This is a genomic window from Methylobacterium guangdongense, from assembly GCF_038442355.1.
In the GTDB taxonomy this organism is placed as follows: domain Bacteria; phylum Pseudomonadota; class Alphaproteobacteria; order Rhizobiales; family Beijerinckiaceae; genus Methylobacterium; species Methylobacterium guangdongense.
In genome coordinates, this window is the sequence record NZ_JBBXMX010000051.1 from 1 (window position 1) to 6,147 (window position 6,147).

At 59.1% G+C, this 6,147-nt stretch carries 1 protein-coding gene and 2 pseudogenes; 2 read left to right on the forward strand and 1 reads right to left on the reverse strand.

Annotated elements, in window-relative coordinates:
• Positions 1–230 precede the first annotated feature (230 nt).
• Complete coding sequence (locus AAHG09_RS31485; RefSeq protein WP_342112257.1) at positions 231–3,893, reverse strand: glycosyltransferase; 3,663 nt, start codon at positions 3,891–3,893, stop codon at positions 231–233.
• Between the two features lie 713 nt (positions 3,894–4,606).
• Here AAHG09_RS31485 and AAHG09_RS31490 point away from each other — a divergent pair.
• Positions 4,607–5,631, forward strand: a pseudogene (locus tag AAHG09_RS31490) (IS701 family transposase).
• Positions 5,632–5,786: 155 nt separating this feature from the next.
• Positions 5,787–6,147: pseudogene (locus AAHG09_RS31495) on the forward strand (transposase); the annotation flags it as partial.

Genomic DNA, 6,147 nt, shown 5'->3' on the forward strand with positions numbered 1-6,147 from the left:
AGATTGTCGGCGGCAAAATCTGCGCCCGGAGAGACGGCAGCCGACATGGCAAACCCTCTTGGTTTGGCCCATCGAGTCATAGTCGCCGCGCTGCGAAAACCCCGTGAATCCTCAGCACCGTCGGTTGGTATAAGGCCAAGTCAATCGCCAGCCCACCAAATCCTCGCGACGTTGCGGACCGATGCATCCGACGATGCCGCATATGGTCCAGTCGTTCTCGTCAGCAACCGTCACGAACATGTCCCAACCGCCTGTTCCACGATAGACCCATATTCGTCGATCATAAAGTCGTAGCCGGGTAAGCTGTCGAACATGACCGGTGATCGCTCGGCGAAGCGGCAGCGGAGGTCGTCATCTTCGATCAACCGAGCCATGTGACGGCCGAGCTCGGCCACGGCACCCGGTTCGTAGAAGCGAGCGTTATAATCATGACGAACCTGTTCGCGAATACCCCAAACGGGGGTAGAGATGATTGGTAGCCCAGAAGCCATCGCTTCCAGTATGACCAAGGGGTAACTCTCAACGCGGCTTGAGCAGATGAACACATCACTGCTTTTTAGATAAGTCGGAACTTCAGCGGTTTCTGGAACGATGTGCATGCGCCGCGCCCGCTCCCTTGGGAGATTGTCCACGGCTCGGTGAAGCGTCTCACTATAAAGACCAGGGCGATCGCCTACGATCATGATCTCGGTACGGGCGGCCAGCCCGTCGGGAAGGGTTGAGTAAGCCTGGACGATGTCCAGCTGCCCTTTCCGTTCGCAGACCGTTCCGACAACGGTAAACACGATGGCGGCCGGATCGACATTCATCCGCGCCCGCGCCGCGTCGCGGTCGACCTTATCCAGTGCGGCGCGCAGCTTCGTCGCGTTAAGCCCGTTCCGAATCAGCGTGAAAGCACCGCGGGTGTCGAGCGGCGTCCATGCCTCGAACGTCGCACGAGCCACGAACACCACGCGATAGGCGGTCTCGAATCCGCGGTAGGCCATCGCCTCCAGATGATTCGGCAAGTGGGCGTAATAGGTGTTCCAGGGTTCGCTCTCGTGGATGATCCAGATGCAAGGGAGGCGGGCGAGCCGGGCTGCCTCGACCGCCCAAAAACTGTCGGCGGTGTTGGCCACCACCACCTCGATACCAGCGTCGAGAAAGGTCTCTCCCAACCTACGTAGGCGCGCCGTCGTTTCAGCCTCAGAAGGCCACGCGAGGAGCGGATGCTCAATGACCGTCGCCGAAATGTCCGCCCTCTCGTAGCGATGGCGCATGGGCCCATCGCTCGGCGAGATCACGACCGGAGCTGCGCGCCCCCGCGCCGAGAGCCCGCTGGCGATTTCAAAAAGGCTGTTCGGTGCACCTTCGAGGTTAAAGTTGTGGCTGACGAACAGCGTGCGGATCGGTCGATTGAAAGAACGCGCCACATGCGTCCGTGCGACCCCGAACTGTTCGTCACGCAAAGTCAGGTTCGGATTGTAGAAACGGTCCACCCGGCCAGAATATTTACGGCGCATCGCCCGTTCTTCGGCAGGATCGTCGCACTGGCCGCGGCTCTTGCCCTCATGATGATACAATTCAGCGGATCCGCATTGAATGCAGCTGAAACCGGCGTCGACGAGCCGGTAGCAATAATCCACATCGTTATAGGCGACCCGAAAATTATCTTCGTCCAGGCCGCCGATGTCCTGGAACAGCGCCTTGGGTGTGAGCAGACAGGCCGCAGTCACGCCCGCGACCTCCCGCGTCGCCCGGGCCAGCCCCATGTAACCGAGATCGTGGTCGGGGAGCAGCTTGAAGCTATGACCCGCTAGGCCTTCGAACAGCCCATGGGTGATGCCGGCGTGCTGGATGCGCTTGTCCCCATAAAGAAGGCGCGCGCCCACGGCGCCGACCTTCGCCATCTGTGCATAACCAACCATTTGCGAGAGCCACCGGGGCGTGATGACTTCGGTATCGTTGTTCAGGAGGAGAACGAAAACCCCGGCCGCCGCGGCGACGCCGGTATTGATGGTGTGGGCGAAGCTGAAACCCTCCTTGGGGCTCGTCACACGCAACACTTTGGCACCGCATTCCGCCATATAGCGCAACGCGTCGGGATCACTGCTCTCGTTGTCGACAATCAGAATGTCGAAATTCCGGTATGTCGTGCGCTTCAAACTCTCGATGCACGGACGCAGGAGTTCAGGCTTGTCCTTGGTCGGTATGACGATGGTGACGCTCGGGCCGTCATCCGGGAACTGCGGCTCGAAGACGCCAATCTTGGCCATCCGCGCGAATTCGGGATGAACCACCTGCGCCGTGATGCCTCGGCGGTCAAACGCTTCCTGCACAGCACGCCGCCCCCGATCAAAGGCCTCGGGCTTGGCATCACCTCGGGTCGCTGTTGATCCCGAAACGGCGCGCCAGTGATAGAGGATGCGTGGAATGTGGCCGACTTTATTCGTATGTTCACTCATCCGCAGCGCAAGCTCAAAATCCTGCGATCCTTCGAAGCCGATCCTGAAACCACCGACACGCTCGAAGATCGATCGCTTGAACGTCAATAGATGACTTATATACATGAATGACAGGAGGAGCACGGGACTCCAGTCCGGTTTGAATTGAGGCGCATACCTCCGCCCGGCCAAGTCGATCTTGTCGTCATCAGTATAGACGAAATCTACCTCCGGATTGAGGGCGTAATAAACTGCGATTTCCGCCAAGGCATGCGGGTGCAAGAGATCGTCATGATCAAGAAGGGTGAGGATTTCGCCGGTTGCGAGTGCAGCGGCACGATTCGACGCGCCGCTGATGTTCTCGTTTGTCGCGGAGCGAGTCCAGATGATCCGCGGATCCGCGGCTGCATAGGAGGCGATTAAATCGGCGACCTTTTCATTCGGGCTGGCGTCGTCGCATATGCAGAGCTGCCATCGTTGATAGATCTGCGAACGTACACTCTCGATTGCTGCGCTTAAGAATTCCAAATCGGATTGATATACCGGCATGAGAATCGAAATCAGGGACGTGCGATCCGCCAGAGCGGCAAGTTGCTCCTCGAGAAACAATCGATCCGCCTGCAAGCTCTGATTAACTTCGAGCCAAGAGGCGTAAGGATCGATTGGTGTCGGCGCAGAATGGGTCCGGTATCTTTTAGCCGCAGCCAATTCGATTTCATCAGGTATCGCAACCAAAACATCGGAATATACAGGGTGCGGCCGACAACCTAAGCTACGTCCGACACGAAGATAATGTGCAAATACGCCCCACTGAAACGCAACACTTTCTGGATAGGTGTTTCTGTACCAAGCAGTGCTGAACCGTGGATGAGGATCACGCCCCTCCCATTCGCCATATACGATAAAATGCACCAGGGGATTGATGTGTCGCCGCCCGATGTCAGCGTATACCTGAGCGTACCACGTTGTATCAAACAACGGGTTCGGCTTTCGCCCCTCCAGATAGCCTTCCGCTTCGAAATGCGTCAGTGGGTCGATATCTGCCTGGAGGACGTCGGGATTGGTGGCAAGGTACCAGTCCGTGTCGAATAAGGGATTCGGATCACGGCCCTCCCGCCAACCAATCCACATGTAGTGATCATAAGCGTCGTCCTGTGAGATATTAAGATCTGGCGAAGATGCGACGTACCACGCGGCATTGAATAGCATTAGCGACCGCATCAGCGGCTGGGATTCGCTGCCCCAGTCGTATCCACCGTAAAGCTTGAGGCATTCTGCCGCTGCGTCGATCTTTTGATCTGACAGGTGCGCATGATGCAACAGAAACAAAGCCCGGTTGAATCGATGGTGCGGTATACGGCCCTCACGCGCGCCGTGCGTGAGATAATGGACGAGCGGATTAATGCCCGCTTCCTTGACGTCCCCATATCGCGACAAATAGAATCCCGTGTCAAAATGCTTGCTCGGCATGAGACCAAGCTTCCATCCAACCGTCGCGTAGTGGAATGCCGGCGCGATTTCCGGCGCTGGATGAATTTGGGAAATATAGTATAAATGGTCGAAGAATAAGCTTTTATTTATCAAATCGGCTTGAAATCTATATTTATTTCTGTATATTCCAAGCGATTTAAAATTGATGACGCGTTGACGTAGTTGCACAACACTTAGCCTTCTTGCCATGGAGGCGCTGGAATGCGGTGGATCTTAGTCAAATTGCGGGATAAGGCAAATCCTATCTTTTGTCTTACCCTAGAACCTGACAAAAGCTTTAGGTTATCCGGTGCGAATGCTATCAGTCATCAGATAGAACGCACATTATTAATAGATTTTTAGCCAGAGAGACCGGTCAATACAGGGCGTAATTCAAAAAATGAGGAACATATATGAATGAAAGTATGTCTAGAAATTCGAATCACTTGTAAATTATGTCAAAATATCGTTGAACCGACACGATATTGGAACTGAACCGTAAATTTTTGCATCGGACGCTTTACGATCGATATCACCAAGCTTTGCTGAGATCTTGATCGGACCGATGCCGAAGTTGTGGGCCTTAGTCCTACCACTACTTTGGCAGATTGAAGGAACGCGGGCGGTTTTTGCAAATTCGCATACCGCGGCCATGAGCGTGGGTGCGCGCGGCGCCAAGTGCTGGCGGATGGCGTGAGGATCTGGATCGGTGGCTGCAGCCATTCCTGGCGGGCCTGTCGCATCCAGCACGCCGGGCGATGTGCCCGCTCTATGTCGCCGGGTTGATTGGCCTCGGTGATCGCAAGAGCGTCCAGCCGATGGCGGCCCGGGCCGAGGGGATCCCTTACGACCGGCTCCACTACTTCATCGCGGCCGGGATCTGGGATGAGGCGCCGCTGCAGCGGGCGCTGCTCGGCGAGGCCGATCGCCTCGTCGGCGGCCTGGATGCGGTCCAGGTCGTCGATGATCCTCCGACAAGCTCAGGATGAGGCCGCTTTGCCGAGGAAGGGTGACCGCTCGGCCGGGGTGGCGCCGCAATACGCTACGACGCTGGGCAAGACTGCCAACGGCCAGACGCTGGTGTCGCTCACGCTGGCGCGTGGCGAAGTGCCCGTAGTGGTCGGTCTGGCGCTGTTCCTGCCCGAGGGCTGAACGGGCGACCCGGATCGGATGGTATCGGCCGACGTACCCGAGGGCCTGCGCGCGGCCCGCACCAAGCTGTAGATCGCGGTCGCGGAGATCGAGCGGGTCCGGGAGGGTGGCCTGCGCTTCGGCTGCGGGCTCGCTTCTGCGCGCTGCGCGTCCGGATGGCCGATGGCCCGGCCCAGAGGATCGGCGCACTGGGCAACCTGCACCTGCCCGGCGACGAGGTCTGGCTGGTGCGCGAGGAGCGCGGCTCGGGCGAGCGCAAGTACTACCTCTCGAACCTGGCCGCCGACGCGACCCTCAAGCAGCTGGCCGCAACGATCAAGGCGCGCTGGATCTGCGAGCAGGCCCACCAGCAGATGAAGGAGGAACTCGGCCTCGACCACTTCGAGGGCCGATTCTGGACCGGGCTGCATCGGCACGCGCTGATGACGATGATGGCCTACGCCTTCCTCCAATCCCGGCGCCTGGCAGCAGCAGGGCGGAAAAAAAGAATCGGCTGCCCGCCGCCTCAGCCCTCGATGCCAGCGATCCGGCAAGCCATCCTGGATCACCTCGGTCGGCCGCCGTCGCGACGATGCCCGCACTGTGACGCCGATCTCAACCTGCCACCCTGAAACCAGTCTGCTAAAGTAGTGCCACCGTCCGGACCCATAACGGTGGCGCGAACCGCTTGGGTGTGACTCACGGCTTCCGTGGGAGGAGCCGATGGATCCGTTCTGGCTGACGGACGAGCAGTTTGCGTGAATCGCACCGCATCTGCCGAATGATACGCGGGGCAAGGAGCGCGTGGACGACCGGCGGGTGATCAGCGGCATCGTCCCTATGCTGAAGTCCGGCGGTCGCTGGACGGAGGCGCCGCGGGACGTCTACGGGCCGAAGAAGACGCTCTACAACCGCTTCGTGCGCTGGGCGGCCAAGGGCGTCTGGGCCGGTCTGTTCGAGCCGCTGGCGCAAGCCGGCGGCGCGCCCTCCCAGGTGCTGATCGACCTCACCGCCGCGAAAGCGCGCCGCTGCGCCGCCGGGGGTAAAGAGGGGGGAACAGAACCAAGCCATCGGCCGCTCGCGCGGCGGGCGCACGACCCAGATCCACGCCCTGACCGATCGC

Excerpts from the sequence above, each read along its gene's own strand:
- AAHG09_RS31485 (WP_342112257.1), bottom strand. The coding sequence starts at position 3,893 with ATGCCGAGCAAGCATTTTGACACGGGATTCTATTTGTCGCGATATGGG.